The sequence below is a fragment of the Amycolatopsis sp. NBRC 101858 genome, from assembly GCF_030269325.1.
Lineage (GTDB): Bacteria > Actinomycetota > Actinomycetes > Mycobacteriales > Pseudonocardiaceae > Amycolatopsis > Amycolatopsis ponsaeliensis.
This window is the reverse complement of record NZ_BSTD01000002.1, coordinates 955,172-981,944: the sequence shown is the minus strand read 5'-3', so window position 1 is coordinate 981,944 and position 26,773 is coordinate 955,172. Positions and strand designations below refer to the sequence as shown.

Annotated in this window: 28 protein-coding genes, 2 tRNA genes and 1 pseudogene; 14 read left to right on the top strand and 17 right to left on the bottom strand. The window is 71.6% G+C overall.

Annotated features, from left to right (window positions below; translation table 11 throughout):
* Positions 1–134 precede the first annotated feature (134 nt).
* Both QSK39_RS17840 and QSK39_RS17835 read left to right on the top strand, forming a co-directional pair.
* Positions 135–209 (top strand) — tRNA-Val (locus tag QSK39_RS17840).
* A gap of 38 nt (positions 210–247) precedes the next feature.
* Positions 248–319 (top strand) — tRNA-Val (locus tag QSK39_RS17835).
* Positions 320–479: 160 nt separating this feature from the next.
* Here QSK39_RS17835 and QSK39_RS17830 read toward each other — a convergent pair.
* Positions 480–1,079, bottom strand: a complete 600-nt coding sequence (locus QSK39_RS17830; RefSeq protein WP_285478859.1) for a TetR/AcrR family transcriptional regulator — start codon at positions 1,077–1,079, stop codon at positions 480–482.
* A 77-nt stretch (positions 1,080–1,156) separates the two neighbouring features.
* On the opposite strand from QSK39_RS17830, the gene QSK39_RS17825 reads away from it, so the two are divergent.
* Both QSK39_RS17825 and QSK39_RS17820 read left to right on the top strand, forming a co-directional pair.
* Positions 1,157–1,939 (top strand): class I SAM-dependent methyltransferase, encoded by a 783-nt coding sequence (locus QSK39_RS17825; RefSeq protein WP_285478858.1) that lies wholly within the window; start codon positions 1,157–1,159, stop codon positions 1,937–1,939.
* Between the two features lie 76 nt (positions 1,940–2,015).
* On the top strand, positions 2,016–2,267 hold the full coding sequence (locus tag QSK39_RS17820; protein WP_285478857.1) for a DUF4287 domain-containing protein: 252 nt from the start codon (positions 2,016–2,018) through the stop codon (positions 2,265–2,267).
* A 20-nt stretch (positions 2,268–2,287) separates the two neighbouring features.
* On the opposite strand, the gene QSK39_RS17815 is transcribed toward QSK39_RS17820, so the two are convergent.
* Both QSK39_RS17815 and QSK39_RS17810 read right to left on the bottom strand, forming a co-directional pair.
* Positions 2,288–3,040, bottom strand: a complete 753-nt coding sequence (locus tag QSK39_RS17815; protein WP_285478856.1) for an SDR family oxidoreductase — start codon at positions 3,038–3,040, stop codon at positions 2,288–2,290.
* Between the two features lie 112 nt (positions 3,041–3,152).
* On the bottom strand, positions 3,153–4,601 hold the full coding sequence (locus tag QSK39_RS17810; RefSeq protein WP_285478855.1) for an MFS transporter: 1,449 nt from the start codon (positions 4,599–4,601) through the stop codon (positions 3,153–3,155).
* A 99-nt stretch (positions 4,602–4,700) separates the two neighbouring features.
* Between QSK39_RS17810 and QSK39_RS17805 the strand changes: the two genes are divergently transcribed.
* The gene (locus QSK39_RS17805) at positions 4,701–5,906 is read left to right on the top strand and encodes a cytochrome P450 (protein WP_285478854.1); all 1,206 of its coding nucleotides are present in this window, start codon (positions 4,701–4,703) and stop codon (positions 5,904–5,906) included.
* Positions 5,907–5,912: 6 nt separating this feature from the next.
* Here the strand turns inward: QSK39_RS17805 and lexA are convergent, their stop codons facing one another.
* The gene (lexA, locus tag QSK39_RS17800; RefSeq protein WP_285478853.1) at positions 5,913–6,566 is read right to left on the bottom strand and encodes a transcriptional repressor LexA; all 654 of its coding nucleotides are present in this window, start codon (positions 6,564–6,566) and stop codon (positions 5,913–5,915) included.
* 263 nt (positions 6,567–6,829) lie between these two features.
* Between lexA and QSK39_RS17795 the strand changes: the two genes are divergently transcribed.
* A complete protein-coding gene (locus QSK39_RS17795) occupies positions 6,830–7,342 on the top strand; it encodes a lytic polysaccharide monooxygenase auxiliary activity family 9 protein (protein ID WP_285478852.1) in 513 nt (170 codons plus the stop codon).
* 41 nt (positions 7,343–7,383) lie between these two features.
* Here QSK39_RS17795 and QSK39_RS17790 read toward each other — a convergent pair whose 3' ends face one another.
* From QSK39_RS17790 to QSK39_RS17780, 3 genes are all read right to left on the bottom strand, one after another.
* Positions 7,384–8,058: a response regulator gene (locus tag QSK39_RS17790; protein WP_285478851.1), complete on the bottom strand. Its 675-nt coding sequence runs from the start codon at positions 8,056–8,058 to the stop codon at positions 7,384–7,386.
* On the bottom strand, positions 8,055–9,200 hold the full coding sequence (locus QSK39_RS17785) for a sensor histidine kinase (RefSeq protein WP_285478850.1): 1,146 nt from the start codon (positions 9,198–9,200) through the stop codon (positions 8,055–8,057). The genes QSK39_RS17790 and QSK39_RS17785 overlap by 4 nt, the downstream gene beginning before the upstream one ends.
* 126 nt (positions 9,201–9,326) lie before the next feature.
* Entirely contained in the window at positions 9,327–10,877 is a 1,551-nt protein-coding gene (locus tag QSK39_RS17780) for an alpha/beta fold hydrolase (RefSeq protein ID WP_285478849.1), read from the bottom strand.
* A gap of 556 nt (positions 10,878–11,433) precedes the next feature.
* On the opposite strand from QSK39_RS17780, the gene QSK39_RS17775 reads away from it, so the two are divergent.
* Positions 11,434–11,754, top strand: a complete 321-nt coding sequence (locus QSK39_RS17775) for a hypothetical protein (RefSeq protein WP_285478848.1) — start codon at positions 11,434–11,436, stop codon at positions 11,752–11,754.
* Positions 11,755–11,956: 202 nt separating this feature from the next.
* On the opposite strand, the gene QSK39_RS17770 is transcribed toward QSK39_RS17775, so the two are convergent.
* A complete protein-coding gene (locus QSK39_RS17770; RefSeq protein WP_285478847.1) occupies positions 11,957–12,532 on the bottom strand; it encodes a CGNR zinc finger domain-containing protein in 576 nt (191 codons plus the stop codon).
* 102 nt (positions 12,533–12,634) lie between these two features.
* Here QSK39_RS17770 and QSK39_RS17765 point away from each other — a divergent pair, with 102 nt between their 5' ends.
* A complete protein-coding gene (locus QSK39_RS17765) occupies positions 12,635–13,795 on the top strand; it encodes an epoxide hydrolase family protein (protein WP_285478846.1) in 1,161 nt (386 codons plus the stop codon).
* Between the two features lie 99 nt (positions 13,796–13,894).
* The gene (locus tag QSK39_RS17760; protein ID WP_285478845.1) at positions 13,895–14,815 is read left to right on the top strand and encodes a hypothetical protein; all 921 of its coding nucleotides are present in this window, start codon (positions 13,895–13,897) and stop codon (positions 14,813–14,815) included.
* Between the two features lie 33 nt (positions 14,816–14,848).
* Here QSK39_RS17760 and QSK39_RS17755 read toward each other — a convergent pair whose 3' ends face one another.
* The 3 genes from QSK39_RS17755 to QSK39_RS17745 form a co-directional block, all read right to left on the bottom strand.
* On the bottom strand, positions 14,849–15,397 hold the full coding sequence (locus tag QSK39_RS17755) for a hypothetical protein (RefSeq protein WP_285478844.1): 549 nt from the start codon (positions 15,395–15,397) through the stop codon (positions 14,849–14,851).
* A 67-nt stretch (positions 15,398–15,464) separates the two neighbouring features.
* Positions 15,465–15,704, bottom strand: a complete 240-nt coding sequence (locus QSK39_RS17750) for a three-helix bundle dimerization domain-containing protein (protein ID WP_285478843.1) — start codon at positions 15,702–15,704, stop codon at positions 15,465–15,467.
* A gap of 111 nt (positions 15,705–15,815) precedes the next feature.
* Positions 15,816–16,424 carry a TetR/AcrR family transcriptional regulator gene (locus QSK39_RS17745; RefSeq protein ID WP_285478842.1) on the bottom strand — a complete coding sequence of 203 codons (609 nt, stop codon included), beginning with the start codon at positions 16,422–16,424 and terminating at the stop codon, positions 15,816–15,818.
* Positions 16,425–16,516: 92 nt separating this feature from the next.
* On the opposite strand from QSK39_RS17745, the gene QSK39_RS17740 reads away from it, so the two are divergent.
* Positions 16,517–17,266: an SDR family NAD(P)-dependent oxidoreductase gene (locus QSK39_RS17740; protein ID WP_285478841.1), complete on the top strand. Its 750-nt coding sequence runs from the start codon at positions 16,517–16,519 to the stop codon at positions 17,264–17,266.
* A 38-nt stretch (positions 17,267–17,304) separates the two neighbouring features.
* On the opposite strand, the gene QSK39_RS17735 is transcribed toward QSK39_RS17740, so the two are convergent.
* A complete protein-coding gene (locus tag QSK39_RS17735; protein WP_285478840.1) occupies positions 17,305–17,649 on the bottom strand; it encodes an antibiotic biosynthesis monooxygenase family protein in 345 nt (114 codons plus the stop codon).
* A gap of 85 nt (positions 17,650–17,734) precedes the next feature.
* On the opposite strand from QSK39_RS17735, the gene QSK39_RS17730 reads away from it, so the two are divergent.
* A complete protein-coding gene (locus QSK39_RS17730) occupies positions 17,735–20,752 on the top strand; it encodes a DEAD/DEAH box helicase (RefSeq protein WP_285478839.1) in 3,018 nt (1,005 codons plus the stop codon).
* Positions 20,745–21,476 carry an SWIM zinc finger family protein gene (locus QSK39_RS17725; protein ID WP_285478838.1) on the top strand — a complete coding sequence of 244 codons (732 nt, stop codon included), beginning with the start codon at positions 20,745–20,747 and terminating at the stop codon, positions 21,474–21,476. Before QSK39_RS17730 ends, QSK39_RS17725 begins: the two co-directional genes overlap by 8 nt.
* Here the strand turns inward: QSK39_RS17725 and QSK39_RS17720 are convergent.
* The 5 genes from QSK39_RS17720 to QSK39_RS17700 all read right to left on the bottom strand — a co-directional run bounded on the left by QSK39_RS17720 (position 21,473) and on the right by QSK39_RS17700 (position 25,577).
* A complete protein-coding gene (locus QSK39_RS17720; RefSeq protein ID WP_285478837.1) occupies positions 21,473–21,913 on the bottom strand; it encodes a hypothetical protein in 441 nt (146 codons plus the stop codon). The genes QSK39_RS17725 and QSK39_RS17720 overlap by 4 nt on opposite strands.
* Before the next feature lie 14 nt (positions 21,914–21,927).
* On the bottom strand, positions 21,928–22,548 hold the full coding sequence (locus QSK39_RS17715) for an NAD(P)-dependent oxidoreductase (RefSeq protein ID WP_285478836.1): 621 nt from the start codon (positions 22,546–22,548) through the stop codon (positions 21,928–21,930).
* A 111-nt stretch (positions 22,549–22,659) separates the two neighbouring features.
* Entirely contained in the window at positions 22,660–23,226 is a 567-nt protein-coding gene (locus tag QSK39_RS17710) for a TetR/AcrR family transcriptional regulator (RefSeq protein WP_285478835.1), read from the bottom strand.
* A 73-nt stretch (positions 23,227–23,299) separates the two neighbouring features.
* The gene (locus QSK39_RS17705) at positions 23,300–24,157 is read right to left on the bottom strand and encodes a class I SAM-dependent methyltransferase (RefSeq protein ID WP_285478834.1); all 858 of its coding nucleotides are present in this window, start codon (positions 24,155–24,157) and stop codon (positions 23,300–23,302) included.
* A 136-nt stretch (positions 24,158–24,293) separates the two neighbouring features.
* Positions 24,294–25,577 carry an APC family permease gene (locus QSK39_RS17700; protein ID WP_285478833.1) on the bottom strand — a complete coding sequence of 428 codons (1,284 nt, stop codon included), beginning with the start codon at positions 25,575–25,577 and terminating at the stop codon, positions 24,294–24,296.
* A 47-nt stretch (positions 25,578–25,624) separates the two neighbouring features.
* Here QSK39_RS17700 and QSK39_RS17695 point away from each other — a divergent pair, with 47 nt between their 5' ends.
* Together QSK39_RS17695 and QSK39_RS53275 are read left to right on the top strand one after the other, a co-directional pair.
* A complete protein-coding gene (locus tag QSK39_RS17695) occupies positions 25,625–26,392 on the top strand; it encodes an arsenate reductase/protein-tyrosine-phosphatase family protein (RefSeq protein ID WP_285478832.1) in 768 nt (255 codons plus the stop codon).
* Between the two features lie 25 nt (positions 26,393–26,417).
* A pseudogene (locus QSK39_RS53275) lies at positions 26,418–26,621 on the top strand (VOC family protein); the annotation flags it as partial.
* Between the last annotated feature and the right edge of the window lie 152 nt (positions 26,622–26,773).

Here is a 26,773-nt window from a genome sequence, read left to right as displayed (position 1 = left end):
CGCTGTCTTCTTGCAGTCTGCCCGTTTCGGCGCCTTCGTGTCACGGCGGTTTCCGCAGTGCCACCCGTCACAGGGGACCCCCTGCTGACGCTCCGAAACCGTCCGATATGCTTCAGCAAGTACGGAGTTCCGCAGCGCGATTAGCTCAGCGGGAGAGCGCTTCCCTGACACGGAAGAGGTCACTGGTTCAATCCCAGTATCGCGCACCACGAGCCCACCCCCGGGACCTCGTGGAAGTTCGTACAACGGGCGATTAGCTCAGGGGGAGAGCGCTTCGTTCACACCGAAGAGGTCACTGGTTCGATCCCAGTATCGCCCACGAGATTCGCTGGTGAGCCCTGTTCGCGGAATGCGCGAACAGGGCTCATCTCGTTGTGTCCTGTGGGGGTCGAACCCCCACGCCCCCGCCGGGGGCACGCCCCCGGACCCCCAGTCTGGTTGCGTCTCGTTGTTGGCCAGACTTTGTCTTATTTGGACTTTTAGAGCAGCTTGCGCTGGAGCACGTCTGCTGTGATCGTGTTGATCAGTTTTTGCAGCTCTGTCTCGTCTGGGAGCGTGTGGCGGGGGCGGCCTGCGAAGTGCAGGTGGCTTGCTCCGATCAACGACAGGGCCAGGGAATCCACGTTTGCGTCCGGTGCTATGCGGCCCTGGGCTCGCTCCGCTGCCAGGTAGGACGACAACATCTCCCTTGCCTCCGCCAGGAACGGGAGGCCGTCGCCCGGGCGGCGTAGGCGCGTGCGGAGCTCGTCGCGGAAGAACACCAAGCTTGTCAACGCGATCGAGACCGGGTCGAACAGCTCCGTTACCGCGTCCAGCAGGTTCTGGGTCACCGTGCGCGTTCCCGCCGATGCCTCCAGGAGTGCCGACTGGTCCGTCAGGCGGGCGATGCGGTCCTGGACCAGCTCTGCCAGGAACGCGTCGAAGTCGGTGAAGTGGCGGTGGAGGACGCCCTTCGCCACGTCGGCTTCCGCTGTCACCGCCCGGCTCGTCAGTGCGTTCGGGCCGTCGCGGAGCAGCACCCGCTCCGCCGCTTGGAACAGCTGCTGGCGTACGTCGCGCAGGTGGACACCGGTCGGCATGACCTCATTCTCCGTTACGCCCGCCGCGAACGCTCGGGTGGTTGTCCGAGTGGGCGCATGCCCATTAGAGTGGGCGCATGCCCACTCAGCCTCATGAAGCTCGCTTGTTCGCCGAATCCTTCGGGGTCGATGCCCGGCGGTATGACCGTGCTCGGCCCGAGTATCCAGCCGAACTGGTCGATCGTGTCGTCGCCGCGAGTCCGGGTCCCGACTTCCTCGATGTCGGCTGTGGCACCGGGATCGCGGCGCGGCAGTTCCTCGCCGCGGGACGCCGGGTGCTCGGCGTCGACCCCGATCCGCGGATGGCGGCCTTCGCACGCGACACCGGTGTCGACGTCGAAGTCGCGAAGTTCGAGGACTGGGACGCCGGCGGGCGGACCTTCGACGCGGTCGTCGCCGGGCAGTCCTGGCATTGGGTCGATCCGGTCGCCGGGGCCGGGAAGGCGGCCGGCGTGCTGCGACTTCGTGGGCTGCTCGCCCTCTTCGCGCACGTGTTCCAGCCGCCGGTTCCGGTGGCCGAGGCCGTCGCCCGGGGTATCCGGCGGGCGCGGCCCGAGTGGCCGTTCCCCGCGGAGCCGAAGAGTCCCGCCGAACTCTACGAAATCATGTTCACCAAGTTCGCCGACGGGATCCGGGACTCGGGCCGCTTCGCCGAACCCGAGCGGTGGTCGTTCGCCTGGGAACAGGCCTACACCCGCGACGAATGGCTGGATCTGCTGCCCACCACCGGCGGCCTGACGCGGCTCGAGCCCGACGCGCAGGCCGACGTCCTCGCCGGCGTCGGTGCGGCGATCGACGCGCTCGGCGGGAGCTTCACGCTGTCCTACTCGACGCTGGCGGTCGTCGCGGCGAAGGCTTGACAAAAAAAGTTGTCGGTGAGACCTTGGTGGCCAGCAGGACCGACCGGAGAACCTTCGGCCCGAACCGGGAGTCACCATGTCTTTTCAGGCCTACCTCGACAACGCCGAGAAGCAGACCGGCATCACCCCGCGCGCGTTCCTCGACCTCGCCGCCGAGAAGAACCTCACGAAGCACGGCGAGATCGTCACGTGGCTGAAGACCGAGCACGGCCTCGGCCACGGCCACGCGACGGCGATCGCGCGGCTGGTCGCCAAGGGCCCCGAGTTCGTCGCCGAGCACCACACCGACGGCGTGCTCCACCTCGACGGCGTGGCCGCCCGGGCCTGACCCCGGGCGGCCGGGCCCGCTCAGGCGATCGGGCCGAGGTACGTGCCGCCGGAGACGTCGAGGGTGCGGCCGGTGATCCAGCGGCCGCCCGGCCCGGCCAGGAACCCGACGACGTCGGCGACGTCCTCGGGCTCGCCGATCCGGCCCAGCGCCGTCATCGCGGTCAAGCCGGCCGCCGCCTCGGGGATGGCCAGCAGCGGCTCGGTCAGGTCGGTCCGGATCGGGCCGGGCGCGACCGTGTTGACCGTGATCCCGCGGCGGCCGAGCTCGTTGGCCAGCGTCGGCGCGAGCGCTTCGACCGCGGCTTTGCTGACGGTGTAGGCGATCTGGCTCTGCACGGCGATCCGGGAGGCCATCGAGCCCACGGTGACGACCCGGCCGCCGTCGTTCAGCATCGGCACGAGCCGCTGGACCAGCAGCATCGGCGTCTTGACGTTGACGGTCAGCAGCCGGTCCAGCTCTTCCTCGGTCACCTCGCCGAGGGTGCTGTGCGAGCCGATGCCCGCGTTGTTCACCAGGACGTCCAGCCCGCCGTCGCCGAAGGCCTCGGCGACGGCGTCGGCCAGCCGGTCCACGGCGCCGGCTTCGCCGAACCGGGCCGACACGGCGAACGCGCGCCCGCCGGCGTCTTCGATCAGCGCGACGGTCTCCTTGGCCGCGACCTCGTTGCCGCCGTGGTGCACCGCGACGACGGCCCCGTCGGCGGCCAAGCGGCGGGCGATCGCGCGGCCGATCCCTCGCGAAGCCCCGGTCACCAAAGCGTTCTTCGTCATTCCGGCTCCTCCGGGTCGGTGCCGGGCCGTGGTGACCCGGCGACGATCCCGAGGTTCGCGCGCGGCGCTGACCGGACGCGCACCGCGCGCGAACCGCCTCGCGAACCGGCGGTCAGCTACCTACCGCGGCGGCCGGTTCCGGGCTCTTCACGGCCGGGGCCGGGTGCCGGGGCAGGAAGGCGGCGACGGTCAGCGCGATGAGCGCCGCGGCCGCGCCCGTCCCCAGCACCAGCCGGAAACCGTTCTGCGACGGCAGGTCCACCGGTCCGAACCGGACGGTCAGCCGCGCGAGGACCAAGCCGGCCGTGGCGCTCGACACCGACGTCCCGATCGAGCGCATCAGCGTGTTGAGGCTGTTCGCCGCCGCGGTCTCCGACACCGGCACGGCGCCCATCACCAGCGACGGCATCGCGCCGTACGCGAGCCCGATCCCGGCACCGATGACGCTCGAGACCAGCACGAGCTGCCAGGTCGCGCTCATCAGGAAAATGCCGAGCGCGTACCCGGCCGCGACGACGACGGCGCCGAGCATCAGCGTCGTCTTCGGGCCGCGCGTGGCCGTGATGCGCGCGGACACCGGCGCCAGCGCCATCATGACCAGCCCCGACGGCGCCATCACCAGGCCCACCACGAGCATCGACCGGCCGAGGCCGTACCCGGTGGCGGCGGGCAGCTGCAGCAGCTGCGGCAGCACCAGCGACATCGCGAACATCGCGAAGCCGAAGACCGCCGACGCGATGTTCGTCAGCAGCACCTGACGCCGCGCGCTCGTCCTCAGGTCGACCAGCGGCCGCGGGGTGCGCAGCTCCCACCGGCCCCACAGCAGCAGGACCAGCACCGCCGCGGCCACCAGGCCGAGCGTCGCCGCGCTGCCCCAGCCCCAGTCGGCGCCCTTCGAGATCGCCAGCAGCAGGCACACCAGGGCGATCGAAAGCCCGGCCGCGCCGAGGACGTCGAACCGGCCGCCGGTGCGCACCGGCGACTCCGGCACGAGCGCGACGACCAGCGCGGTGACCACCAGGCCGAGGCCGGCCGCGGTCCAGAAGAGCACGTGCCAGTCGGCGTTTTCGGCCAGCAGTGCCGCCGCGGGCAGGCCCAGCGCGCCGCCGACGCCGAGGGACGCGCTCATCAGCGCCGTGGCCGAGCCGAGCCGTTCGGCGGGCAGCTCGTCACGCATGATGCTGATCCCGAGCGGGATGACGCCGGCGGCCAGGCCCTGCAGCGTCCGGCCCGCGACCATCGGCACGAGCGTGTCGGAGAGCCCGCCGATCGCGGACCCCACGACGAGCGCGCCGAGGCTGACCAGCAACATCCGCCGCTTCCCGTACATGTCGCCGAGCCGGCCCATGGTCGGCGTCGCCACGGCGCCGGCGAGCAGGGTGGCGGTGATGGCCCAGGTGGCGTCGGCCGCGGACGCGTGCAGCAGCCCCGGCAGGGCCGGGATCAGCGGGATGACCAGCGTCTGCATCAGCGAGACGGTGATGCCCGCGAGGGCGAGGACCGCGACGACGAGGTTCGCGCGCGGCGACGCCTCTCTCGCGGGCGGGGAAGGGTCGAGCACGGTGCGGTCCTCCGGTTGTCCGAATTAAATCAGTCGCTTGACTTAGCGTAGCAGTCTTCGGTTGACTGATCACGAACTGACGGCCACCGCGGAGGAACGATGACGAGCACCGCCGAGATCCCGGAGTTCCCGATGACCCGCGCGGCGGGGTGCCCGTTCGACCCGCCGCCCGCGGCTCGCGCGCTGCAGGGGGAGACGCCGCTGGCGCGCGTGCGGCTGTGGGACGGCAGCACGCCGTGGCTGGTCACCCGCTACGCCGAGCAGCGGGCGCTGCTGGCCGATCCCCGCGTCAGCGCCGACATCACCCGGCCCGGCTACCCGAGCCCGGCGCCGCTGCCCAAGGGCGGCACCGGGATCAGCTTCATCCTGATGGACAACCCGGAGCACGCGCGGCTGCGGAAGATGGTCACCGCGCCCTTCACGATCCGGCGCGTCGCCGCGATGCGCCCGGCGGTGCAGAAGATCGTCGACGACCTCCTCGACCGGCTGCTCGCCGGCCCGAAGCCGGTCGACCTCGTCGAGGCGTTCGCGCTGCCGGTGCCGTCGCTGGTGATCTGCGAGCTGCTCGGCGTCCCGTACGCCGACCACGACTTCTTCCAGGAGAACAGCAAGGTCATCATCCGGCGGGACGCGAAGCCGGAGGAGCGGGCGGCCGGGCACCAGGCGCTCGTCGGCTACCTCGACCGGCTGCTGGGGAAGAAGCTCGAGGCGCCCGCCGACGACCTGCTCTCCGGGCTCGCCGCCCGGGTGCACGCGGGGGAGCTGTCGCGCACGGAGGCGGCGCAGATGGGCGTGCTGCTGCTCATCGCCGGCCACGAGACGACGGCCAACATGATCGCGCTCGGCACCCTGGCCCTGCTGGAGCACCCGGACCAGCTGGCGCTGCTGCGCGAGTCCGACGACCCGGCCCTGGTGGCGTCGGCGGTCGAAGAGCTGTTGCGGTACCTCAACATCACGCACAACGGCCGCCGCCGCCTCGCGCTGGCGGACATCGAGATCGGCGGCGAGACCATTCGCGCGGGCGAGGGCATGATCATGGCCAACGACGTCGCCAACCGCGACCCGGCGGTGTTCCCCGACGGCGATCGGCTCGACCTCACCCGCGACGCGCACCGCCACGTCGCGTTCGGCTTCGGCGTCCACCAGTGCCTCGGCCAGCCGCTGGCGAGGCTGGAGCTGCAGGTCGTCTACAGCACGCTGTACCGGCGGATTCCCACGCTGGCGCTGGCCACCGACGTCGAGAAGATCCCGTTCAAGCACGACGGGTCGGTGTACGGCGTGTACGAGCTGCCGGTCACCTGGTGAAACGCGTCAGACGCTCCGCAGCACCGACACGACCACGCCCAGGATCGCCGCCCGGTCGCCGTCGATGACGGCGTAGGCGGGGTTGCGCGGCTCGAGGTAGACGTGGCCGTCGCGGCGGCGGTAGACCTTGACCGTCGCCTCCTCGTCGATCATCGCCGCGACGATCTGGCCGGAGTGGGCCTCGTTCTGCTGCTTGACCACGACGATGTCGCCGTCGCAGATCGCGGCGTCGATCATCGAGTCGCCGCGCACGCGCAGGCCGAAGACGGTGCCCCGGCCGGTGAGGTCGCGGGGCAGCTTGAGGACGTCGTCCACGTGCTCCACCGCCGAGATCGGCGTGCCGGCGGCGATGTCGCCGACGACCGGCACCGGGACCGAGTCGCCGTCTTCCCGCGCCTCGCTCCCGTGCAGGAACGCGCGCACGTCCATCGGGCGCGACACGCCGGTGCCGCGGCGCAGGAAGCCCTTGTCCTCCAGGCTCGCCAGGTGCTTCGACACCGAAGACGTCGACTGCAGGCCGACGGCCTCGCCGATCTCGCGGGTGCTGGGGGAGTAGCCGTGGTGGACCACCCAGTCCCGGATGGCGACCAGGATCTTCTGCTGCCGTTCCGGCAGGGCCGCGGCGTCGAGGTGCTCGAACGTGTCGTCGTAGGTGGTCACCGGCCGAATCCTAGAGGCAGGCGCGGCGCGCGGTGCGTCCTGGTCGCCCCGGCGGGTCCCGCTGACCGGAACATCGGGTGACGGTTGGCGTCTTACCAACATGAGCCGGAAGTTCGCGATCTCTTGACTCAGTGTCCGATTCGTCTTATGGTCTAGACCACAATTTCCTTCGCTCGAAAGAACTTCCCGACGCGGCGGGCGTGCTCGCCGCGACTTCGCCGTACCCGGCGACGGGAAGCGAGCCTGTCCCCGAAGGAGTTTCCATGAATCGCAAACTGGTCGCGGCCGCGGCGGGTGCTGTCCTGGCCCCCGTCCTGGTGGTGGTGAGCCCCGCCGGCATCGCGAGTGCGCACGGCTACGTCAACGCCCCGGCGAGCCGGCAGGCGCAGTGTGCGCAGGGCACGGTGGCGTGCGGCGACATCAAGTACGAACCGCAGAGCGTCGAGGGCCCGAAGGGCCTCAAGTCCTGCGACGGCGGCAACGCGAAGTTCGCCGAGCTCAACGACAACGGCAAGGGCTGGCAGGCGTCCCCGGTCGGCACCACGGCGACGTTCACGTGGACCTTCACGGCCCGCCACCGCACGACCAACTACGAGTACTGGATCGGCAACGAAAAGGTCGCCGACATCAGCGGCAACAACGAGCAGCCGCCGGAAACCGTTTCACACCAGGTGAACCTGAGTGGCCACACGGGACGCCAGACGGTGCTCGCGGTGTGGAACATCGCCGACACGACGAACGCGTTCTACTCCTGCATCGACCTGCAGGTGGGCTGAGTCCCCGGCCGCCCGGGAGCGCGCGGCTCCCGGGCGGCCGGTCATCCCGCGGCGCTGACGAGCCCCGTCCGGTAGGCCAGCACCACGGCCTGGACGCGGTCGCGCAGGTCGAGCTTGGTGAGGATGCGCGAGACGTACGTTTTCACCGTCTCCACGCTCAGCACCAGTTCGGCCGCGATCTCGGCGTTCGACAGGCCGCCGGCGATCAGCTCCAGCACCTCGAGTTCCCGCGGCGCCAGCCGGTCCAGCGGACCGTCGGCGGGCGCCGCCGGCTGGATGCGATCGGCGTAGCGGCCGATCAGCGTCCGGGTCACCGCCGGGGAAAGCAGCGACTCGCCGCGCGCGACCGTGCGCACGCCTTCGGCGAGGTCGTCCAGGGGCGCGTCCTTGAGCAGGAACCCGCTCGCCCCGGCCCGCAGCGCGTCGTAGACGTACTGGCCGACGTTGAACGTCGTGACGATCAGGACCTTCGCCGGCACCGCGGCGCCGGGGCCGGCGACGCGGCGGGTCACTTCGATCCCGTCGAGGAACGGCATCTGGATGTCCATCACGACGACGTCCGGGCGCAGCCGGCCGATCTCGGCGAGGGCCTCGCGGCCGTTCGCGGCCTGCCCCACCACCTCGAGATCCGGCTGGGCGCCGAGCACGGCCACGTACCCCGCGCGGATGAGCTGCTGGTCCTCGCAGATCAGCACCCGGATCGGGCCGTCGGTCATCGGTCGCTCCTCAGCGGAACCTCGGCCGTGGGAAACGCGGCGCTGACCCGGAATCCGTCCGCGGACGGCCCGGCGGTGAACCGGCCGCCGAGCGCGTCGACGCGGTCGCGCAGCCCGGTCAGCCCGCGTCCGCCGGAGCCGAGCACGCCGGCGTCGGTCGCCGGACCCCGGGTGGTCACTTCGATTTCCAGGAGGTCGGCACCATAGCCGACGCGCACCGTCGCGGGACGGCCGGCGGCGTACTTGGCCGCGTTGGTCAGCGCTTCCTGCACGATCCGGTACGCGGTGAGCTCGGTTTCCGCCGGCAATGCCTTGCGCTCACCCGATTCGACCAGCTCGGCCTCCCGGCCCGGCTGTTCGACGAGGCCGCGCAGCGCGCCCAGGCCCGGGGTGCGCGCGCCGGTCGCTTCGAGGACGCCGAGCAGGAACCGCAGTTCGGTCAGCGCGTCGCGGCCCGAGCCGGTGATGGTGCGCAGCACCTCGGGAAAGCGTTCGGGCGGAAGGTACTGGGCCGCGTCGGCCTGGACCACCATGGCCGTCACGTGGTGGGTGACGACGTCGTGCAGCTCGCGGGCCAGCCGCGCGCGTTCGTCCGCCGCCGCGGCCCGCGCGGTGAGCCGCCGCCGCTCGGCCTCCTGGCGCCGCCGTTGCCGCACCAGGGCGCCCAGCGACCAGAACAGGACCAGCACCCCGTAGTAGACGGCGTAGGTCAGCAAGTCCGTCGGGGACCCGCGCAGGGTGACCAGAACGGCGAAGACGACGTACCCCGCGGACACGGTCGCGGGCAGCGCCCGGCGGAACCGCTCCTCGCGCGCCCCGGCCGAATAGAGCGCGAAGTACAGCGCGAGACTGCCGATCGTCGGGGGATAGGCGAGCACTTCGTGTGCCGCGAAACAGGTCGCGACGACCGCGAGGGTCAGCGCGGGCCACCGGCTGCGCACCGCCAGCGGGAGCGTTTGCCCGAGCACGAGCACGATCGCCGCGAAACCACCGGCGTGCCTCGGCAGGTCGCCGAACTGGGCCCCGATCATGTCGAGTCCCGGCACGAACGCGGCGGCCGTGACGGCCGCCGCGAGGGCCCCGTCGCGGACGTCCGGGGTCACGCCGGCCCATCGGTTCCGGAGACGTCCCAGCGTCGGCATGGGCGGGAGCCTAGCGAGGCCGGGTCTTTCCCGGGCGCGGCGGGCATCGCCGGACGTCACGAAGGGGCACCCTCATGGCCTTTACGACCATGAGGGTGCCCCTTCACGACATTCGGGCCGGAGCCGTCACTGCCGCGTGACGTCGGTGCAGTCGAGGTCCTTCTCCGGCAGCCGGCCGGTGTCGAGGAACGCCACGGTGGCGTTGTCGGCGCAGGCCGAGCCTTCGTGGTAGACGTAGTGCCCGCCGTTGTCGACGCCGACGAACGCGGCGCGGTTGCCGAGTGCGTGGCGCAGGCCGATTCCGGAGTCCCACGGCGTGGCGTGGTCGCGGCGGTTCTGCAGGATCAGCGTGTTGCGCGTGCCTTCCGCGGTCACCGCGACCGGCTTCTCGGCCGGTTGCGGCCAGAACGCGCACGGCCAGATGTTCGCCGGCATGCCCGCGGTCAGGGGCCAGGCCTTCCGGTCGGCGGCGGTGCGCTGGGCGTAGCTGCCGACGTCGTGGGACCACTCGGCGTCGCCGCAGGTGAGGGCCAGGAACATGGTCGCCTGGTTGTCCGCGGGAACGCCCGGGGTGGCCGGGGAGTCGGCGAACACCTGCGTGAGGACCTTGCCGTCGGCTTCGGTGACGTGACCGTCGGCCAGGTCCGCGGCGGCCTTCCAGACCTGGGCGAGCACCGGCAACGTGTCGTTGTGGATCAGCAGCGCGTAGGTGACCCCGCGCAGCATCGCCCCGCTCAACGACTGCGGCGTGCCGGGAACCGGCGCCGGCCGCCGGTCGAGCCGATCGGCGAGCGCGAGGTAGGCCCGGGTGACTTCGGCGGGGGTGGCGCCGAGTCCGAGGGCGCTGTTCTGCGCGGCGGCGACGGCGGCGGCGTCGGGGAACCGTTCGGCCATGCCCTTGCCCCAGCTCTCCGCTTCACCGGCCCAGACGTGGGCGGGATCGACGTTGCCCTCGAGGATCACGCGGTCGGCCCGGTCCGGGTAGAGCGCGTTGTAGACGGCTCCGAGGTAGGTGCCGTAGGACTGGCCCCAGTACGAGATCTTGGCTTCACCGAGGGCTTCGCGGACGCGGTCGAGGTCGCGCGCGGTGTTGGCGGTGGTGAAGTAGCGCAGGTTCTCCCCGGCCTGGGCAGCGCACTTCCCGGCCGTGGCGCGCGCGGCTTGGACGTTCGCGTCGATCGAGCCGTCGGCGGCGGGGTAGGGGAAGAGCGCGGCCACACTGGGGTTTTCGAGGCCGCAGCTCTGCGGGGTGCTGGTCCCGACACCGCGTGGATCGAAGCCGATGAGGTCGTAGCCGTCCAGGACGGACTTCGGCAGCGTCGGGGCCATCGCGCCGGGCGTGTCGAGCCCCGCGAGCGCCGGGCCGCCGGGGTTCAGCAGCAGGACGCCGTGGCGTTTCGCGGGATCGGTGGCGCCCAGCTTGGAGATCCCGACCTCGATCGTCGTGCCGTCCGGGTGACCGTAGTCGAGGGGGACCTTCACCTTCGCGCAGGTGAGCCGCGGATCCCGGGTGACGCCCGGCGCCGCCGCCGGGCACGGTCCCCACGCGAGCGCCGCGGCCGCCGGGGTGTCTTCGTCATCCGCGCTGTCGCACGCGGCCACGCCGAGAACGGTCAGGGTGGTGACCGCCAGGGCCGCGGCGAACCGATGGCCCCGTAACCCGCGTGTCTTCCTCATGGTGCTCGCCCTCCGATTCCAGCGGCGGCAGCCCTGCTGGCTCCCCGCCTGCCTTGAGGCGACGAAGCTACCGAGATCGGGAGGGCGAAAACGTCACCCCGGAGCGAGCAGGCCGGGTAGCTCGCAAGGGGGACAAAGCACTTGCGGCCACCGGTGACCAGTGGCACTCGACGTGGACGGGAGCGCCGGTAAGAAAGGCTGCAAAAGGTCGACTGAAGCCCGCTCTTCGGCGACCACCTCGGAGTAGTTACGACGGGAGGGGCACCGATTCACCGGGCAGATCGTCGGAATCCCGGCGGTCTCGCGGTGTTCTTCGAGCAATCGTGCGGGCATCCGATGGCCAAGCGAACAGCCGGACGCACAGTGGTTCAAGTCAGGTCGCGGTGGCAATGGCTGAAAAGGTGAAGGTGGGGATCCTGGGTGCGGGGGCGATTCGTGCGACACCGGGTATCCCGCTGAGTGAGTACCAGCAGCGTCATGGCCAACGCCCAGCCGGACGGAGTCGACGACGACCTCGACGACGGTGCGCCCATCGGCCATTCAACCGTCGAAACGCGTGACCACCACGAGCGGTTCTGCCGGCCGGCCGCAAACACACCTGAAACTTCCGGGTGGTCTTGATGACAAGGCGGTTCGTTCTGCCGCGGACAAGATCATGAAGGACGCAGGTCCAGGCTTGCCGGTCGACCTCGTGGTGTTGCCTGCAATCGTCGGCTACTCCGCGGATCTCGCCGGAAATCGTGTGCCGCCCGACCAAGTGGCGGAGCGAGTGCTCAAGGTGCTCTCGGATGCTCGGTACACGGATGATACTCGGGAACCGGTTGGTGTCGCACTCAGCGCCGATGTCGGTCGACGGGAAGGTTCGGCTTCATGGTGACTGGCTGAACACGAACCTTGCCTACGAGCTGAGGCCGTCGACTGACCACGATACGACGTCAGTCGACCTTTGGGTGCCGCTCCCGAAGGAATCGGGGGAGTACAAGGTCCATGTCGATCTCACCCTCGACGGCAGGAACGTCGCAAGCGCCGAGAGTCCGCCCTTCAAGTGATGAGCGCCCTCTCGTGGGCAGCGGCGGCGATCAGTCCGCAGATCGCGGTTTTTTGCCGTGCGTGGCGAGGAAGCGGGCTTTCTTCTGACGATTCCCGCACGTGTTCATGTCACACCACTTGCGGGTGCGGCTCTGGCTGGTGTCGAAGAAGGCGGCTCGGCAGGTCGGCGATGCGCACAGGGCCAGTTTCCCGTCGCGTTCGCCCGCGATGATGCCGATCGCGTCGGCGGCGATCACGCCGAGGGCGTCTTCCACGCGGGAAGCCGAGCTGAGCTGCCAGCGGCGCTCGCCCTCGGGCGTCAGGACGGCCGCGGCCCGGCCTTGGGCGCTGCGGTCGTTGATGACCTGCACCGCGGACTCGGGGAGAGCCTCCTGCGTCGCGGCCGCGGTCGCGGCGGCGTGGATCGACTCCCTCAGTGCGCGGGCGAGATCGAGCTGGGCCGGGGTGCAGGAGTCCACGGCGAGGCCGTACACCGCCAGCCAGTCGACGAGCCGCTGCGGCGTGGGAATGCGTTCCACGGCTTCGCCATGACGCTCCGACAGCGTCCCCGTGAAGCTGGTCGCCAGCACGGTACCGAGGCGAAACTCCGGGAACTCGACGCGCATGGAACCAGCTTAGCAGGTTGCTCGAAATCGAGAAGGCATGTTAGAACCGTCTAAGCCGGTTCACAGCAGGGTGCAGCCGGCCCGCGACGGCCAGGAGGTCTCATGCCCCGTCCCACCAGCGACGTCCGAGCATTCGAAGCCCGCGCGACCGACGCCGACCTCGACGATCTGCGCGCCCGGCTGGCCGCGGCGCGGCTGCCGGAGGCCGAGACCGTCCACGGCCCTCGCCGATGGGACCAGGGCGTTCCGCTCGCCGACCTCGCCGAGGTCGTGGACTACTGGCGCACCGGGTACGACTGGCGGGCGTTCGAAGCGCGCCTCGACCGGATCGGCCAGTTCCGCACGACCATCGACGAGCTGGGCATCCACTTCCTGCACCGCCGATCCGCGCGCGCGGACGCCACCCCGCTGCTCCTGACGCACGGCTGGCCGGGCAGCATCGCCGAGTTCGTCGACGTGGTGGACGACCTGGCCGATCCGGAAGACGCTGACGCCCCGGCGTTCCACGTAGTCGTCCCGTCGTTGCCCGGCTTCGGGTACAGCGACAAGCCGGCCACCACCGGCTGGGGAACCGAAAAGATCGCGGCCGCCTGGGTCGACCTGATGGGCAGGCTCGGCTACCGCAGGTTCGCCGCGCACGGCGGCGACTGGGGCGGCAACATCACCACGGTGCTCGCCGGCCGGTTCCCGGCGCACGTTCTCGGCATCCACACGACGTTCGCGGCGGGCCCGCCCGGGTTGAGCACGGCCGGGCTGACCGCGCTCGAGCGCACGTGGACCGAGGAAACCCACGATTTCTGGCACCACCGCGCGGCGTACGCGAAGCAGCAGGCGACCCGGCCGCAGACCATCGGCTACGCACTCGTCGACTCCCCGGTCGGGCTGCTCGCCTGGATCCTCGACAAGTTCGCCGAGTGGTCGGACACCGAAGACAGCCCGTTCGAACGGATTTCCCGGGACCGCGTTCTCGACGACGTCACCCTGTACTGGCTGACGCGCAGCGGTGCGTCGGCGGCGCGCATCTACTACGAAAGCCACAACTCGCTCGACCCCGAGCTCCGGGTCGACGTCCCGGCGGCCATCAGCATGTACCCCCGCGACATCGAGAAGTGCCCGCGTCCGTGGGCGCAGGAGCGGTACCGGCAGATCGTCCGGTGGCGGGCGCCCGAAGCCGGCGGGCATTTCCCCTCGCTCGAGGTCCCCGGGTACTTCGTCGAAGATCTGCGTGCGGGCCTCGCGGCGGTGCTGGCCGCCGATCGGTGACGGGCTCGGCGCTGTCGCCGGATTGTCGACGGGCGGTGTCACGGTGGGCTTTCTGTTCGGGTCGACCGACATCGGCGACAGCCGGTTGGGGAGGACGAAATGAGAGCTTCACGAATGCGCGGGCTCCGTTCGCGGGGCCTGCGGGTGGCGGCGAGCCTGGTGGTGGCGGCGGGAACGTGCGTCGGGCTGCAGGTGGTGACGGCGGCGCCCGCGGCGGCGGTGGGCACGGTGCAGGTGGTCGTGGGGCCGCTGTCCGCGGGCAACTCGCAGTCGCCGAAGTTCGCGCCGTCGGCGGTGTGCCCGGCCGGGACGAAGGTCCTCGGTGGGGGTGGCTGGGCGCAGGTCCAGGCGACGACACCGGAGTCGGAGCGGGTGGTGCTGTCCGAGCTGCGCCCGGCGCCCTCGACGACCGGCGGCCGGGACAGCTACGAGGCGGGAGCGTTCGAGTTGTCGCCGGGGACGACCGCCGACTGGGCGGTGCAGGCGTTCGCGATCTGCGCGCCGCCGATCACGGGGATGCACCTGGTCGTGGGCCGCTCGATTTCGTCGAACTCGACGCAGATCGCCCGCGCGGACTGCGGGTCGGACAACGAGGCGGTGCTCGGCCTCGGCTCGCAGATCCTCGGCGCCGACGGGCAGGCCACGCTGGTCTACGAGTTCGCCGAGACCTTCCGCGTGGCCCAGGTGAAGGCGCTGGAGGACGCCGACGGGTTCAGTGGCACCTGGGAGCTCGACGCGTTCGCGGTCTGTGCGCCCTTCCCCCGCAACTACGGGACCAGTTTCGGGCTGTCGTCGCCGACGACGCCGAACTCCGACCCGGTGCAGGTCGCGTTTTCCCGCTGTGGCAACGGGAACGGCAGCAAGACGCTGGGCATCGGTGCCGCGATCAACGTCCCGCTCCCCGGTACCGGCCTGCAGGTGGTCTTCCCGGGCAGCCAGCTGGAGTCGGCCGCGGTGGAGGCGACGCCGACCGACGCCACCTGGGGGCCGACAGCGGTACAAGGGATCTGCGGCGACTGATCCCCGGGCCGGCGCCGCTGCGGCACCGGCCCGTCACGCCCGTCGCCCGGCGGTCACGCGCTCACGGAGCCCGGCGGCGAGGCCGGCGACGGTCAGCAGGTCCAGGAGCCCGCCGCCGTACTCGGCCAAGCGCCGGCGGCGGACTCCGGCCAGGCGGAGGCGAAGGTGGACGCGGGTGCCGTCGCCGTCCGCGGCGAGGTGGATGGCCCAGCTGAGCTCGAGCCGCCCGCGGGTGGAGCGGTGGACCAGGCCGTGCGGCGGGTCGTGGGTGACGATCTCGAACGTCGCGTCGCGGCCGCCCCAGTCGTCGATCACGTCGCCGGGGCGCAAATGCTGCAACGCGGGATCGATCCGCCACAGGGCGCGGCGACGGCGGGGGAGGAGCGCCTCGACCCAGGTGGGCAGGTACCAGCCGGCCCGGTTCTTGCCGAGCTGCGCGAACCACGGCCACACCCGCTCGGGCGGGGCGGGCAGGGTGAAGCCGCGGTCCATCACGACGTCGGGCTGCGGCACGAGGTCGTCGCCGGCCGCGGCCGCGGTGACTTCCGTGGAGCGGGGTGCGACTCCGAGGCTGAACACCATGGGCCTCCGGGGGTGTCGGTGGCCCATTCTCGCCCAGGACGGTGGCATCCGCCCGCTCGTGCCGTGGCTACGCGCGGCGGTGCTTGCCCGGCGGTGTGGTCAAGGTGGTGCGGACCGCGCGTTCGACCAGGATCGGCACGAACGCGTGGATGCGGGCACCGGTGAACCGGGCGCGTTCCCGGCTGACGAGGTCGTGCAGCCGGGTCCGGGTCACGCCGGTGTAGTCGTGGCTGAGCCGGTCCTCGAGCTGGCCGAAGTGGGTGTCGAGCTGTTCGGAGGCCAGGGTGTCCAGGGTCGGGGTGCTCATCGCGATCCTTCCTGCCGAGGGGGCCGTCTGCGGTGGGGTGCCCCGGGGAAGTGACCGGAGGATGAACCTGAGGTGAACGCCGCATGTCGGCGGCTTGCGAGCCGGCGGTGGTCAGGCGGGTGGCCAGTTCCGCAGGGCGACGTCGGCCACCTGCTGGAGTTCGTCGCGGCCGGCGCCACCCGCGGCTTGGACGGCGATGCCGTTCGCCACCGTCATGAGGTACCGGGCGAGCAGGCCCGGATCGGCTTCCGGGGGCAGGTCGCCCTCGTCGACGGCTTGCCGGAACCGGTCCTGGAGGTGCAGGCGGCCCTTGTCGCGCCAGTCGGCGAGGGTGTCGCGGGCGGTCCGCCCGGCCTCGCCCGCGGCCAGTGAGCCCTGGACGCCCAGGCAGCCGGACGGGCAGCCGGGGCGGGTGCTCGCCCCGACCGCGCCGGCGAGGAATGCCGTCGCGACCTCCCGGGCCGTCGGCTGCTGCAGCGCCCGGGCCACGTATGCCGCGGGGCCTTCTTCGTAGCGCTCCAAGGCTTTGCGGAACAGGTCCTCTTTGTTGCCGAAGGCGGCGTACATGCTCGTCTTCGTGATGCCCATGGCGCCGGTCAGCTCGGTCAGGCTGGCGCCTTCGTAGCCCTGCTCCCAGAAGACGACCATGGCCCGCTCGAGCGCCGCGTCGGCGTCGAACCCGCGTGGCCGGCCGATCGGTGTCTTCCCGGCGGTGTCCATGAGCCCATCCTACCCCTTCGGTACCGATCGGTCCGGAAGTGCTACGGTCGAGATCTGTACCGATCGGTGCTGAAATCTGCGGAGGTTCGGAAATGGGAAAGCTGCAAGGAAAGACCGCCGTCGTCACCGGCGGTGGCACGCGGGGGATCGGGCGGGCCACCGCCGCCCGGCTGGTCGCCGAAGGCGCGCACGTGTTCATCACCGGCCGGCGCAAGACCGAGCTCGACGAGGCCGTCGAGATCATCGGCCGGGACGTCACGGCGGTGCCGGGGGACATCACGGACCCGGCCGACCTGGACCGCCTGTACGACGCGGTCCGCGATCGCGGTCAGGGCCTGGACGTGCTGTTCGCGAACGCGGCCACCGCCGCCTTCGCGACGCTCGAGCAGGTCACCGCGCAGGAGTACGACCGGATCTTCGACATCAACGTCAAGGGCACGCTCCTCACCGTGCAGAAAGCGTTGCCCCTGCTCAACGACGGCGCGTCGGTGATCCTGAACGCCTCCACCGCCGCCGACAACGGCACCCCGGCCTTCGGCGTGTACGCGGCGTCCAAGGCCGCCGTCCGGTCGTTCGCGCGGACCTGGGCGAAGGAGCTCACGGGCCGGGGCATCCGCGTCAACGCCGTCTCGCCGGGACCGATCGACACCAACGGGATCACCGAGCTGGTCGGCGCGGAGAACGAGGACGAGTTCAAGGCGAAACTGGCCGGCGACATCGCGATCGGCCGGATGGGCCACCCGGACGAGGCGGCCGCCGCGGTGGCCTTCCTCGCCTCCGCGGACAGCAGCTTCATCATCGGCAGCAACCTGTACGTCGACGGCGGCGAGAACCAGATCTGAAGGTCACGGCATCGCCGGGGCGGCACCCCGCCCCGGCGCTACGCTCGCGTGAACCCGTGGCTCCGCTCCACTTTCGCCACGTGCAGCGTGTAGCTCCGGTACCACTCGTCCCGTCCGCGCTGCTGCGCCGCGCGGTGCTCGGTGTCGGTGCGCCACCGCGTGAGGGCGTCGGCGTCGCGGAAGTACCCGACCGTGATGGACAGCCCGCCGGGAGTCTGCGCGTGGTCCATCCCCAGGTACCCCGGAATCTCCTGGACGAGCTCCTCCATGCGCGCGTTCGTCTCGCCGTAGCCGCTCTGCTCCTCGGTGCGCACCGTGGTGAAGATGGCCACGTAGTAAGGGGGTTCGAAGGCCTCGACGGGCGCCGCCGGGTGATCACTCATTTCGTCACCGTAAGGTGGGGTGCGCCGGACGAGCCAGCGTATTTCCCGGGCGGCGACCTCGGATCGGACGAAGGAGCCCCAGACCTTGCCCTCGGTGCACGCCCTGTGGTCTCCCGGCCGGGGCCTGCTGCTCTGGGCCGAGCACGACCGGCGCCCGGCCGGCACGTCGAGCCGTTCGGCGCGGATGGCGCTTCCGCATCCGTTCGCCGTCTCCAGCGCGCGGCTGACCGCTTTGCACCCCGGCAAGCCCACGTCGGCGACGCTGCTGCTGCCGTCGCGGGCGAACCGGCCGCTCGCCTCCACCGAGCTTCCGCCGAGCCGGCGTGGCCCGGCGCCGTCGTTGCGGCCCTGGTCGGTGCCGGCGTTGATCGTGGACGCCACCGAGCTGGACGACCTCGACGACTCGGCCACCTACGGCGCTTCGGTCACCTACCTGCGGGCGGTGGCCCGCCTGGCCGCGGATCTGGTGCGGCGCGGCCGGGTCCTGCCGACGCTGGTCCGCCAGGGTGACGCGGCGGAGGCCCGGTGGCGCCCGGTCCTGCAGGGCGTGGACTTCGTCGCGTTCGACGCGCTGGTCGGGGCCATGCCGCCGGTCGGGCGGGCCGAGCAGGTCGCGCCGCTCACCGGGGCCTCGCCGCGCGCGCTCGTCACCGATGCCCTCCACACCCTGGTCGACGCGGCCGTCCGGGACCGGCTGGCGCGCGCGGATCCGCCCGTCGACCTACGCGGGAGCCGGGGCGCGGCCGGGGTGTGGCTGGCCGCTCTGCAGGGTGGCGCTCCCCGCGTCGAGCTGCCACTGGCCGAGCTCGGTGTCCTGGCCGACGCCGTCGCCCGGTGGGACGAGGTCGCCGACACCGACGTCGTCGACGGCCGCGCGTGTTTCCGGCTGGCCGAAGTCGGCACCCTGCGGCCGCCGGACGCGGACGACCCCGACGACCAGACCGGCGACAGCACCAAGTGGCAGCTGCAGTTCCTCCTGCGGGCGACGGCTGATCCGAGCCTGCTGCTGGCGGCGGGGCAGATCTGGTCGGGCGAGGCGACCGGGCTGGTCCGGGACCCGAAGGGGCTGTTCGTCGCCGAGCTGGGCCGGGCCGCGCTGGTGGAACCGATGCTGGCGCCGGCGTTGCGCCGGACCCGGCCGTCCGAGTACGACCTGACCGTCGAGGAAGCCGAACAGTTCCTCACCTCGGGCGCGACCCGGCTGGTCGAGGCCGGGTTCGAGGTGCAGCTGCCGGCCACCTGGGACGGCCGGCGCCGGCTCGGGCTGCGGCTCTCCGTGCACAGCACGCCGTCGGAGCAGGTCGTCACCCGCAGCCGGGTGGGCCGCGACGAGCTGGCCGCGTTCCGCTGGTCGATCGCGGTGGGCGATGTCGAAATCAGCGAAGAAGAGCTGCTCAGGCTCGTCGCGGCGAAGACACCTCTGGTGCGGCTGCGGGGCCGGTGGATCAGCGTCGACGCCGATCGCCTGCGCGCCGGCCTCGAGTTCCTGCGCCGCGACCCGCACCGGCACGCCCAGGGCATCACCGCGGCCGAGCTGCTGGAGCTGGTCCACCTCGGGCGGGAGACGCCGCTCCCGGTCGACGGCGTCAGCGCCGACGGCTGGGTCGGGGACGTCCTGGCCGAGCGGGTCCACCGGGAACTGCGGCCGGTCGCGCTGCCGCCGTCGTTCCGCGCCACGCTGCGCCCCTACCAGCAGCGGGGTGTTGCCTGGCTGGTGTTCATGTCGTCGCTGGGGCTCGGTGCGTGCCTCGCCGACGACATGGGCCTCGGCAAGACCGTCCAGACGCTGGCGCTCGAGGCCGTCGAGCGGGCGGACGACGAACGCGGGCCGACGTTGGTGCTGTGCCCGATGTCGCTGGTCGGCATGTGGCAGCGGGAGGCGGCGAAGTTCGTCCCGGGCCTGCGGGTCCACGCCCACCACGGCAGCGCCCGCCTGCACGGGGACGCGCTCGCCGAACACGTCGCCGCGGCCGACCTCGTCGTCACGACCTACGCCACCGCCGCCCGTGACGCCGATGAGCTCGAGACGGTCGCCTGGCGACGCCTGGTGCTCGACGAAGCGCACGCCATCAAGAACGCCGACACCGCGACGGCCAAGGCAGTGCGGCGGTTCACCGCCGGGCACCGGCTCGCGCTGACCGGCACCCCGGTGGAAAACCGGCTGGCGGACCTGTGGTCGGTGCTGGACCTGCTCAACCCCGGGCTGCTCGGCAGCAGGTTCGAGTTCCGGCAGCGGTTCGCGGCCCCGATCGAGCGCGGCGGCGACACCGCCACGGCCGCCGAGCTGCGCCGGCTCACGCAGCCGTACCTGCTGCGCCGGGTGAAGACGGATCCCGCGATCGTCCCCGAGCTCCCGGAAAAGCTCGAAATCCGGCAGGAGTACCGGCTCACCCGCGAACAGGGCACGCTCTACAGCGCGATCGTCGACGAGATGATGCAGAAGATCGAGAACAGCCAAGGCATCAAGCGCCGCGGCAACATCCTCGCCGCGATCACGAAACTCAAGCAGGTCTGCAACCACCCCGCGCACCTGCTGCACGACGGCTCCCCGATCGGGCAGCGCTCCGGCAAGGTCAGCCGCCTCGAAGAGATCCTCGCGGAAATCCTGGCGTCGGGCGATCGGGTCCTGTGCTTCACGCAGTACACCGAGTTCGGCCACCTGCTCGTGCCGCACCTGTCGGACCGGCTCGGCACCGAAGTCGCGTTTTTGCACGGTGGCCTGGCAAAGGGGGCGCGCGACGCGATCGTGGACCGCTTCCAGGCCGACGACGGGCCGCGGATCCTCTTGCTCTCGCTCAAAGCAGGCGGCTCCGGGCTCACGCTGACCGCCGCCAGCCAGGTCCTGCACCTGGACCGCTGGTGGAACCCGGCCGTCGAGAACCAGGCCACCGACCGGGCGTTCCGGATCGGGCAGGGCCGCACCGTCCAGGTCCGGAAGTTCGTCTGCCCGGGCACCATCGAAGACCGCATCGACACCCTGATCGCCCGGAAGCGCGCGCTCGCGGGAATGGTCGTCGGCGAAGGCGAAAGCTGGCTCACCGAACTGTCCACGGACACGCTGCGCGGGGTGCTCGCGCTGGGGGAGGAGGCGATCGATGACTGAGCCGCTCCCGTGGTGGGCGACCCGGTTCATCCGGGCGCTGACGACGATCGGCGTCCTCCTGCCCGCGGAGGGCCGGGGGCGCGTCGTGTCCTTGGACGTCGGTGCCGGGCGGGTCGACGCCGAGGTGCAGGACGTCCGCCCGTATCAGGTGCGAATCGGGTTGACGGCGTTCGGGAAAGCGGACTGGGCGGCGATCACCCATGCGCTCGCCGCGAAAGCGTCGGCCACGGTCCAGCTGCTCAGCGGCGAGCTGCCCCGTGACGTCGAGCAGATCTTCAAAGCGGTCCGGCTGCCCGTGTTCCCGTCGTCGGCGCGGGAGGTGTCACTGGACTGCACCTGCCCGGACATCGAGGTGCCGTGCGGCCACCTGAACGCCGTGTTCTCCGCGCTCGTGGCGCGGGTCGGCGACGATCCGTTCACCGTCCTCGCTGTGCGCGGCCGGGACCGCGAAATGCTGCTCGAAGAGCTCAAGAACCGGCTGATCTCCGCCGAGCCGCTCGATCCCGACGACCGGTCTCCGGCCCTGACCGAAGTCATGGACACTTTCTTCGACTGCGGCCAGGCCCCGGGCCTGGGCGGCGCGGCGCCGTTGCCCGGGTCCCGGACGTCGTGCGACGCGCTGCTGGACCAGGCCCCGCCGTTCGCGATCACGGCGGGCGGCGAAGACGTCGCCGAGCTGCTCCGGCCGGTGTACCGCGCACTGGCCGGAGAGCCCGGCAGTTAGCTGTTCACCCCGGCGATGGCGACGACGGCGAATCCGAAGTGTCCCACCATCGCGGCGACGCGGATCCAGTCGGTGCGCAGCAGCCGCGTGATTTCCCGGCGGTCGGCGCTCTGCCGGATGCGCAGCTGGATCGGCACCTGGATCACGGCCGCCGAAACCCAGCCGGCGGTCAACGCCGCCAAGGCGGCCCAGACCGGCCAGCGCGGAAGGCCGTCCGGTGCGGCGACGAGGATGGCGATCACGAGCGCGGTCAAGAGGGTCTTGGGGAGCACGTAGACGATGCCGCTGCCGTGGCCTTGCGCCGTTTGGACGGACTTGAACTCCGCGGCGCCGACGGCCGGCCAGCCGGAGAAGACCGCGAAGTGCTCCATGAGGCAGCCGGCCAGGCAGTAGGCGGAAACCATTCCGTAGAGCAGTACCCAGGTATCGGTGGACAAGGGGAGATCTCTCCTCAGAAGACTGCGACGGTCCGGCCGGCGTGGGCCGGGTTCTCGATTTCGCCGACCAAGGCCGCGGCGACGTCGGCACGGGCGATCCGGGGCGGCATGAACCGCCAGGATCGCTCGAGCGCGTCGAGGGCGACGACGTGTGTCGTGTTCGCCGCGGGCTTGCCGGTGAGGATGACGGGGTGGAACACCGTGCTGTGCGGGCCCGCGACGATTTCGTCCGCGGTCTCCTTGTCGGCGAAACCGTCGCCCAGGACGCGGCGGAGGGTGAAGTCGTACAGCGGCCCGGCGCGGTGCCGGGAAGCTCCGGCGCCGAAGCTGCCCATCCAGGCGAGGCGGGGCGGCTTGGCGTCGGCCACGGCGTGGGCGCCGGACGAAAGGGTGTCGGCCGGGCCGCCCCGGCTCATGCCGAGTGCGCTGATGACCGCGTCCGCGTCGCGGCAGGCCGAGGTGATCGTGTCCGGGACGCGCACGTCGGCCTGTTCGGTCGTCAGGCGGTCGTGCGCGAGGTCCGACAGCGCGTCCGGGCGCCGGGCGAGCGCGACGACTTCGTGGCCTCGTTCGAGCGCGATGGCCACCACGTGGCGGCCGGTGGCTCCGGTGGCGCCCACTACGGCGATCCGCATGGTTCTCCTCGATGACATTCTCTGAGACTTCTGTCTCGTAGAATGCGAGGTTGACACAGGAGCACACTGTGAGTCAACTGTCTCAGAGAATGCCGGAAAGAACACCCGCGGTCAGGCGCGCCAGGTCCCGATGCTGTCGATGAGCCGGTCGACGAGGTCGCCGGAGACCGCGCCCCGCTGCATGGCCGTGCGGTAGACGATCGGCCCGACCAGCAGGGCCGTCAGGTCCGCCGGATCGACGTCGGACTCCAGTTCACCGGAGGTGACGGCCGAGCGGACCGCGGCGTGGATCCGTTCGGCGATCGTCTTGACCGACTCGTCCTGCCGGTGGGCGATTTCGGCGTCCCAGAGCGCCGACTGCGCCAAGGTGAGGGCGGCCGCGGCGACGGCCGGGATGGCGAGCTCGTCCGCCATCTGCCGGAGTTCCCGGCGCAGCCACGGGCGGATCGGCGCTTCGGGACTCTTGAAGAGCGGCAGGTCGGCGCCGCCCATGGCATCGAGCAGCAACTGGTCCGCCTGCGGCCAGTGCCGGTAGACGGTGGCCCGGCCCACCCCGGCCCGCTGAGCGACCCGCCGATGGGTGACCGCACCGGGCCCCTCACCCGCCAGCAGCTGCCGGGCGGCGACGAGCATCGCCTCCCGGCTGCGTTCCGCCCGCGGATCACTCGAGTAACTCACCGTCACATCCTACGAGACAACTGCCTCGCCGGCGCCGGACCGGTCCACGCCGTGGCGCCGCTGGCGAACGGGGTCAACTCTCGCCGGTCTCCGGTTCGCGCAGGAGGAAGAAGTACGCGTACCGCTCGTCGAGTTCGTTGCGGGGCACCAGGTGGACGGCCTTCGGGGTGAACCCGCACCGCTGGGCGAGCTGCCAGAACTCGTCGATCGGGTACGTGGTCATCTCGGCCAGGCCGCTGCGGTAGGCGCGGTGGCGGGACCGGGTGCGCCACCGGCGGTCGGAGTACTTGATCTGGATCAGGGCCAGCCCGCCCGGGGCGAGGAGCTCGAGGGCGATGCGCAGCAGGCGTTCCCCGTACTCGGGGGTGGGGATGAGCTCGAAGACGTAGAACGACAGGAAGACGTCGCACCAGCCTTCGACGCGCGACACGGCGGATTCGGGGTCTGCTACGTCGATCGCGACCGGCCGGAACGGGGTGTCGCACACCGCGCCGACTTGTTTCCGGCACTCGTCGAGGGTTTCGGCGGCGATGTCGACGCCGATGAACTCCCCGGCGCGCGGGGCGAAGTGGACGGCGTTGGCGCCGCCGCCGCACCCCCATTCGAGCACTCGGTTCCACGGCCGGTCGAACCCGCACATGCGCGCCCCGGCCTCGAACAGGTCGAGGTGCTCGGCCCCGATCTTCTGCCACAGGCCGGTGTCACCGAACACCGGAGCGTCTCGCCAGTGGGCGTTGCCGCGCCACTTCCCGTCCGCCTGGTGCTGCCAGTAGTCCTGGGAATCGGCGGCGATCCGGGACTGGGACTGCCGGGCGCCGACGGTCGCGAGCGCACGGTGGAACAGTTTCTCGGCTTCGACGGCCGCGCGTTTCGCGCGCTGGATCGCTTTCGGCAGCCGGGTGCGCACCAGGCTGGCAGGTGTGCTGATCATGACGGTCAGCGTAACCACGTTCGGTAGTTACCGGGTTAGGGTCTTCCGGCCCGGATTGCGGCCCACTTCACCCCTGCCTGCCTGGTGTTTTTCCAACTGTGTGATCAAACTGCAGGCCGCGGTCCGGAGTGGACTGTCACCGAGTGTGATCGGTTCGCCGCGAACGCGTGGCCAGCACGAGGGCCCGGCCGCCGAGGCCGAGGGCGAACATCACCACCCCGGCCAGCACCGACTGCCACGGCAGCGTGGCGACCAGGGTCAGGCAGCCGGCCGCGCCGAGCACGGTGACCCAGCGGGGCCACCGGCGCTGCTCGGGCGGCAGGGTGAACGCCGCGGCGTTGGCGATCGCGTAGTAGATCAGCACGCCGAAGGACGAAAAGCCGATCACGCCCCGCAGGTCGACCGTGGCCACCAGGACGCTGACCACCACCGCCAGCGCGATTTCCGCGTGGTGCGGGACCTGGAAGCGAGGGTGGACGGCCGCGAGCCCGCCCGGCAGGTCGCCGTGGCGGGCCATGGCCAGGCTGGTGCGGCCGATGCCGGCGATCAGGGCCAGCAGCGCACCGAGCGAGGCCACGGCACCGCCGACCCGGACGACCGGCGCCAGCCCGCCGGCCCCGGCTGCTTCGACGGCGGTGGTCAGCGGCGCGGCGGAAGCGGCCAGCCGGCCCGGCCCCGCCGCCAGCAACGCCGCGACACCCACCACCGCGTAGACGGCGACCGCGGCGGACAGGGCGATCGGGATGGCCCGGGGGATGGTGCGCCGAGGGTTCCGGACTTCCTCGCCCATGGTGGCGATGCGCGCGTAGCCGGCGAAGGCGAAGAACAGCAGCCCGGCGGATTGGAGGACGCCGTAGACGCCGCCGGTGCCCGGCCACTCCGTCAGGTTCGCCGCGTCGGCGTGCCCGCCGGTGGCGATCCCGAGTACGACGATCGTCAGCGCCGTCAGGCTGAGGGCGACCAGCACGCGGGTCAGCTGAGCGGTCCTGGTGACACCTCGGTAGTTCAGCGCGGTCAGGCCCAGCACAGCGGCCACGGCCACGGCCCGCTGCGCCCACCAGGGCCCGGGCACGGCGTAGGAGGCGAAGGTGAGCGCCATCGCCGCGCAGGAGGCCGTCTTGCCGGCGACGAAGCCCCACCCCGCGGTGAATCCCCACCAGGGCCCGAGCCGTTCCCGCCCGTAGACGTAGGTGCCGCCCGAGGTGGGGTAGACGACCGCGAGCCGCGCCGACGCCATCGCGTTGCAGTAGGCGATCACCGCCGCGATCGCCAGGCCGATCAGCAGTCCGGCGCCGGCCGCGCGGGCGGCCGGGCCGAACGCGGCGAACACGCCGGCGCCGATCATCGAGCCCAGCCCGATCACCACGGCGTCACCCGTGCCCAGCCGCCGCGCCAGCGTGCCGGATCCCGGTGCGGCCACGATGCAGCTCCTATTCCATCAAATCAGCTTGATGTATCATCCAGGCCATGGTGTCGTCCGGTCAAGCCGCGCCGCCGTTCGTGCGCATGGCAGCCCACCCGCTGCGGTGGCGGCTGCTGACCGAGCTGGCCGGCAGCGACCACCGGGTCCGCGAGCTGACCGAACGACTGGGACAGCCGCAGAACCTGGTCTCCTACCACCTGCGGCTGCTGCGCGACGGCGGCCTGGTCACCGCGCGGCGCAGCAGTTTCGACGGCCGCGACAGCTACTACCACCTGGACCTGGACCGCTGCGCCGGCGCGCTGACGGCCACCGGCGCGGACCTGCACCCCGTGCTGCGCCTGCGTCCGCCCGCACCACCGGCCCTGCCCGCCGGCGGCCGCGTCCGGGTGCTGTTCGCGTGCACCGGCAACAGCTCCCGCTCGCCGATCGCCGAAGCGCTGCTGCGCCACCGGGCCGGCGACCACGTCGACGTCACCAGTGCGGGCAGCCGGCCCAAGCCCCGCATCCACCCCGACGCGATCCGGGTGCTGCGGGAGGACTTCGGCATCGAGCTCGACGATCGCCGCCCCCGGCACCTGGACACGCTGACCGGACACCGGTTCGACTACGTGATCACCGTCTGCGACAAGGTCCGCGAGGTCTGTCCCGACTTCGGCGACGACCCCCGGCCGGTGCACTGGAGCATCCCCGACCCGGCGGCCGCCGAGGACACCCACCCGGCTTTCGCCGACGTCGCCCGGGAACTCGACACCCGGATCGGTCACCTGCTCGCCGTGTTCGCCGCCACCGCACCCCGGGAGGTTCAGCCGTGACCGCACCGGACCGGCTCGCCGGCGTCGCAACCTCGTCGACGACGTCCAGGCGGCCGTCGACTTCTACACGACCCACCTCGGCTTCACCCTGCGGATGAGCGCCGCCCCGGCCTTCGCCGACGTGGTCCGCGGCCCGCTGCGCCTCCTGCTGTCGGGCCCGGCCAGCTCCGGCGCCCGCGCTACACCCGCGGCCGCGACGGCCGCGAGCCGCAACCGCATCCACCTCGTCGAGCTGTTCCAGCCCGCCGGCTGATCACGCACAGCCGATCGCGGCCGGACTTCGCCCGAGATCTTGTCCCGAGGCTTGTCCCGTCGGGTGTTGTGGCCTTCTCCGCGCTTGTGCGACCGTCGAAGCAGGCACAGTCGCCGCGGAAGGGATGG

Excerpts from the sequence above, each read along its gene's own strand:
- QSK39_RS17830 (WP_285478859.1), bottom strand. The coding sequence starts at position 1,079 with ATGCCGACCGGTGTCCACCTGCGCGACGTACGCCAGCAGCTGTTCCAA.
- QSK39_RS17825 (WP_285478858.1), top strand. The coding sequence starts at position 1,157 with ATGCCCACTCAGCCTCATGAAGCTCGCTTGTTCGCCGAATCCTTCGGG.
- QSK39_RS17820 (WP_285478857.1), top strand. The coding sequence starts at position 2,016 with ATGTCTTTTCAGGCCTACCTCGACAACGCCGAGAAGCAGACCGGCATC.
- QSK39_RS17815 (WP_285478856.1), bottom strand. The coding sequence starts at position 3,040 with ATGACGAAGAACGCTTTGGTGACCGGGGCTTCGCGAGGGATCGGCCGC.
- QSK39_RS17805 (WP_285478854.1), top strand. The coding sequence starts at position 4,701 with ATGACGAGCACCGCCGAGATCCCGGAGTTCCCGATGACCCGCGCGGCG.
- QSK39_RS17795 (WP_285478852.1), top strand. The coding sequence starts at position 6,830 with ATGAATCGCAAACTGGTCGCGGCCGCGGCGGGTGCTGTCCTGGCCCCC.
- QSK39_RS17790 (WP_285478851.1), bottom strand. The coding sequence starts at position 8,058 with ATGACCGACGGCCCGATCCGGGTGCTGATCTGCGAGGACCAGCAGCTC.
- QSK39_RS17785 (WP_285478850.1), bottom strand. The coding sequence starts at position 9,200 with ATGCCGACGCTGGGACGTCTCCGGAACCGATGGGCCGGCGTGACCCCG.
- QSK39_RS17780 (WP_285478849.1), bottom strand. The coding sequence starts at position 10,877 with ATGAGGAAGACACGCGGGTTACGGGGCCATCGGTTCGCCGCGGCCCTG.
- QSK39_RS17770 (WP_285478847.1), bottom strand. The coding sequence starts at position 12,532 with ATGCGCGTCGAGTTCCCGGAGTTTCGCCTCGGTACCGTGCTGGCGACC.
- QSK39_RS17765 (WP_285478846.1), top strand. The coding sequence starts at position 12,635 with ATGCCCCGTCCCACCAGCGACGTCCGAGCATTCGAAGCCCGCGCGACC.
- QSK39_RS17760 (WP_285478845.1), top strand. The coding sequence starts at position 13,895 with ATGAGAGCTTCACGAATGCGCGGGCTCCGTTCGCGGGGCCTGCGGGTG.
- QSK39_RS17755 (WP_285478844.1), bottom strand. The coding sequence starts at position 15,397 with ATGGTGTTCAGCCTCGGAGTCGCACCCCGCTCCACGGAAGTCACCGCG.
- QSK39_RS17750 (WP_285478843.1), bottom strand. The coding sequence starts at position 15,704 with ATGAGCACCCCGACCCTGGACACCCTGGCCTCCGAACAGCTCGACACC.
- QSK39_RS17745 (WP_285478842.1), bottom strand. The coding sequence starts at position 16,424 with ATGGACACCGCCGGGAAGACACCGATCGGCCGGCCACGCGGGTTCGAC.
- QSK39_RS17740 (WP_285478841.1), top strand. The coding sequence starts at position 16,517 with ATGGGAAAGCTGCAAGGAAAGACCGCCGTCGTCACCGGCGGTGGCACG.
- QSK39_RS17735 (WP_285478840.1), bottom strand. The coding sequence starts at position 17,649 with ATGAGTGATCACCCGGCGGCGCCCGTCGAGGCCTTCGAACCCCCTTAC.
- QSK39_RS17725 (WP_285478838.1), top strand. The coding sequence starts at position 20,745 with ATGACTGAGCCGCTCCCGTGGTGGGCGACCCGGTTCATCCGGGCGCTG.
- QSK39_RS17715 (WP_285478836.1), bottom strand. The coding sequence starts at position 22,548 with ATGCGGATCGCCGTAGTGGGCGCCACCGGAGCCACCGGCCGCCACGTG.
- QSK39_RS17705 (WP_285478834.1), bottom strand. The coding sequence starts at position 24,157 with ATGATCAGCACACCTGCCAGCCTGGTGCGCACCCGGCTGCCGAAAGCG.
- QSK39_RS17695 (WP_285478832.1), top strand. The coding sequence starts at position 25,625 with ATGGTGTCGTCCGGTCAAGCCGCGCCGCCGTTCGTGCGCATGGCAGCC.